This window comes from Blautia sp. AF19-1, from assembly GCF_003479155.1.
Classification (GTDB): domain Bacteria; phylum Bacillota; class Clostridia; order Lachnospirales; family Lachnospiraceae; genus Fusicatenibacter; species Fusicatenibacter saccharivorans.
In genome coordinates, this window is sequence record NZ_QUGQ01000019.1 from 1 (window position 1) to 3,797 (window position 3,797).

Sequence of the window (3,797 nt, forward strand, 5' to 3'; positions counted from 1 at the left end):
AGTTTACATGCAACAGCCAGAAATTTCGATACACCCTCTTATTGGACGCTTACTTTAAAAATTGGTTTGAAAGTGTATTTAAGAAATATTCCAATCGTTCAACAATCGCCAAAGTGTCTTTACAAGAAGAATTTTCTGGTTTTTTGACACAAGAACGTCAGGATAAGGAAAAAATTTAGACCGGCTTCCCGGGTTCCGGGGGGCAAAGCCCCCGGCCCGGTCACACCTCTCCCCGCACAATCCGTTCATGCACACTGGCCACGAAATCATCGATCTGTTTTTCATCCGGAATCTCCGGCAGATCGGTGTTTTCTTTTGCGTAATTCAGCCGTTTCTAGAGTTCGTCCAGGAATTCGGAAAATTCTTCGGTTGGCTGCTGGTTTTCATCGAGAAATTTTCCGTTGCGGATTTCCATCAGAAATGGAAGATCCTGTTTGCGGTACGTGTGGATTTCTCCTTTTCGAGAATATCAAATGCCATCAGGTAAAGTCTGACGAGGTGCATCATGTGTTTGGAAAGCTTGGCGTGCTCGATGGCGTGTTTATTTCGTTTTCCCAGTTTGTCATAGTCTCTGACGATGCTGTTCATCTCATTCCACATGGAGCGGTAGTCGCGGAGCGGATAATGCTTCAGAGAAAGATCCATGTAGATTTCGGCTTCCATATCATCCCGCGGTGACGAATCGAGGTAAAGATGGATATTGTCTTCGGTATAGGAAAAATACCGCTCTTTAAAATCATAAGAAGCATTCTGGATACTGTTCAGAATATGCTGTTCCCGCTGTGCCTGTCCGGTGAGGCGTGCGGACTTGTTGTCCAGTCTGCGCAGCTGGCTGTTGGCGTATCCGCCGAAGGACTGGATCGCTTTTTGGGACAGAAACAGGGATTTGTGATCCAGTAGTTCCTGTCCGATGGGGGAAATATAAAAATATTGTTCCGGTTCCAGACCAAGGATTTCGATGGTGTTTGGGTTGCAGTTACTAAGCAGTTGGATCAGCTTTCGGAAGGAATAAATGGTCGTATCGGTTTCTACATGGCAGACCTGCTCAAAATCAGCTCCGGTCAGGATTTCGCGTTTGCTGTTTACGGCACAGCCCCGCGCACATCCAGATCAGAGTTTTCTGTGTTTGTGCCGTATGCATAAGAGCCGCCCAAGCCGAGCAGAATGATATTCTTTCCCATATGCGGATTGGTTCGCAGAAAATCGTATGCGGGGGTCTGCAGCTGTTGTTTCATTTCCTGTATTTTCATAGGGTATTCCTTTTTGACGTGATGGAAAAAGAGACCGGAAAATATTTGCCGCAGGATCAGGTCAAAGAGATGGTAACGGAGCTGGGACTGACCTATGTGCCGGTCTTTTACGATGGACCGTTTGTGTCCTGGAAAGCGATTTCGACCACAAACCGGGTGAGAGAGAGGATGAAAAACCAGAAACAAATATGCGTAAGAAAGAATATAAAGATAACTTATCCTAGCGTGCATAAATCTAAAACGATAAAAAAGTGCTAAGAAAACCCCCTTTCAGTAGCAGTGCAAATTCCGGCTCATCTGACCACGCATTCCGCTAAGAGCTGATCAGTCTTTCCGGATGTAACTGAACGCGTTTCCGCTTCAGCTGATCAATAAGTTTTCAACGTGTTATAGTTCTTTCGTAGTCATCAAATGATTGCGAAAGGAGGCATAACTATGCAAGACTACAACACGATTATCGGCTCCATCCAGATGCGTTTGAATGGATGCCAGACCAGGTCCGTTATGGACCGTTACAAGATTGGCTCAGGTACATTAAATCTGATCATGAGCCGATACCATGCCAACGGAATCCCAATCGAGGAACTCCGAATGATGGCACCTAAGGAAGTTGAGAACCTTTTCTATCCGCAGAAAAATCTACGGAGGAAAGATGTCCCACTTCCAGATTTCCAGTATTACTATGACAGAATTCATGCACCAGGGAGCCGCATGAACATTTCGTTCTGTTGGCTGGATTATAAAGAAAAGAATCCTGATGGTTATGAGAAGTCACAGTTTTACGAATACTTCAACCGATTCATAGCAGAAAACTATGGTGGCCAGAAGGTATCCATGGCCGTAAACCGAATCCCGGGTGAAAAGATGTATATCGACTGGGTCGGTGATCAGCCGGAACTGTTAACAGATACCGAAACGGGCGAGATCAAAAAAGTCCATATCTTTGCGACCACTCTTGGAGTCAGCAGTCTGATCTATGCAGAAGCTTTTCCAAATGAGAAGCTCCCATGTTTTATAGAAGGCTGTGCCCATGCTGTTTCATTTTATGGTGCTGTTACGAAATACTTTGTGCCCGATAACCTGCGAACTGCTGTAACCAAGCACACAAAGGATGAACTTATCCTGCAGTCTACCTTTGCAGATCTGGAAGATTTCTATGAAACTATAGTTCTTCCACCACCCGCTAGAAAGCCGAAAGGCAAGCCTACAGTTGAAAATCATGTACGTTATCTTGAAATACACCTGGTTGAGAAACTGAAAGAAAAGATATATGTATCATTTGAAGACCTAAATGCTGAAATCAAAAAAATAGTAGCAGTCCTCAATAAACGATCTTTTCAAGGCAAGGACTTCTCAAGACAGGATGCTTTCGAAAAGTATGACAAACCATGTATGAAACCACTGCCAGGCGGATGTTACACGGCTTGCGACTATAAAGCGGTCCTAAAAGTTCCCAACAACTACCACATCGAGTATGACGGCCACTACTACTCCGTATTGTACTCTTACTGTGGCAAGCCTGCAATCCTGAAGGCAACCGCTTCAGAGATCAGGATCTGTGATCAGTATAATCGGCTGATCTGTACACATAAGCGGTCTTATAGAGAGTTTCCGCTGTATATCACGGTAGATGAACATATGCCGCCAGAACACCTTTATTACAAAGAAGTCAATTCAAAGGATGGTAATTATTACCGCCGCTGGGCTTCTGCCATTGGTCCTGCGATGTCAGAACTGATTGACAGACTCCTTAAATCATCAAAACATGAAGAGCAGTCCTATAATGCCTGTGCAGGTATCCTGCATAAAGTAAAAACAATCCCGAAAGGTGCTGCTGAAGAAGTTGCCCGTAAATGTATAGAGATCAATTCCTGTAAGTATTTTACCTTCAAGCAGATGCTGAAAAAGATGGATGTGAAGGAACTCCCCGAGCATTCACCAGGAACACTGCCCAATCATGAAAATATCAGAGGAAAGGACTACTATAAGTAAGGGTGACGTACTATGGCATACAGATTAAAAGACTATCTTTATAACGATAAACTCACAAAGGAACAGAACATACTCATGGATCGGCTGTATAAACTTCGCATGTCCGGTATGGCTGAAGCATTTGAAAAGCAGCTTTTGGAACCAAACACAGGTCTCGAACCATTTGAAGTCCGCTTTGCTGCTATTGTAAATCAGGAGTGGGATCAGCGTGAGAGTAAAAAGTTTAAACGTCTCATGAAGAAAGCGACCCTGAAATATCCTGCAGCTGATCTTGACAGTTCAATCTATGATCCAGAACGTCAGCTGAATACACACGTCATAGAACTTCTGGCCAAGTGTGATTGGATCGATGAGCCGAATAACCTGCTGATGACCGGAGGGGCCGGTGCTGGGAAAACGCACATCGCCTGCGCCTTATGTATCACAGCAATGCATCAGAACCGTACTGTTAAATACATACGTGCGAACACACTCTTAAAGGAATCAGATCATGCCAGGCAGGAAGGTACTTACTTTGAGTATTCGAATGAAATGGCAGCTTATGATCTCATGGTG

The 3,797-nt window shown here is 44.4% G+C and carries 3 protein-coding genes and 1 pseudogene; 3 read left to right on the forward strand and 1 reads right to left on the reverse strand.

Features of this window, described 5'->3' with window-relative positions:
* Window positions 1-220: 220 nt before the first annotated feature.
* Window positions 221-1,250: pseudogene (locus tag DWX26_RS17740) on the reverse strand (DNA polymerase beta superfamily protein).
* Here DWX26_RS17740 and DWX26_RS17930 point away from each other — a divergent pair.
* The 3 genes from DWX26_RS17930 to DWX26_RS12515 all read left to right on the forward strand — a co-directional run.
* Window positions 1,182-1,508 carry an RNA ligase family protein gene (locus DWX26_RS17930; protein ID WP_416822172.1) on the forward strand — a complete coding sequence of 109 codons (327 nt, stop codon included), beginning with the start codon at window positions 1,182-1,184 and terminating at the stop codon, window positions 1,506-1,508. The pseudogene DWX26_RS17740 and the gene DWX26_RS17930 sit on opposite strands and share 69 nt — an antisense overlap.
* Before the next feature lie 177 nt (window positions 1,509-1,685).
* Entirely contained in the window at window positions 1,686-3,242 is a 1,557-nt protein-coding gene (locus tag DWX26_RS12510; RefSeq protein WP_118601543.1) for a Mu transposase domain-containing protein, read from the forward strand.
* A gap of 12 nt (window positions 3,243-3,254) precedes the next feature.
* Window positions 3,255-3,797, forward strand: a 543-nt coding sequence (locus DWX26_RS12515) for an ATP-binding protein (RefSeq protein WP_243030668.1), incomplete at its 3' end; no start/stop codon positions are given.

Excerpts from the sequence above, each read along its gene's own strand:
- DWX26_RS17930 (WP_416822172.1), top strand. The coding sequence starts at position 1,182 with ATGCGGATTGGTTCGCAGAAAATCGTATGCGGGGGTCTGCAGCTGTTG.
- DWX26_RS12510 (WP_118601543.1), top strand. The coding sequence starts at position 1,686 with ATGCAAGACTACAACACGATTATCGGCTCCATCCAGATGCGTTTGAAT.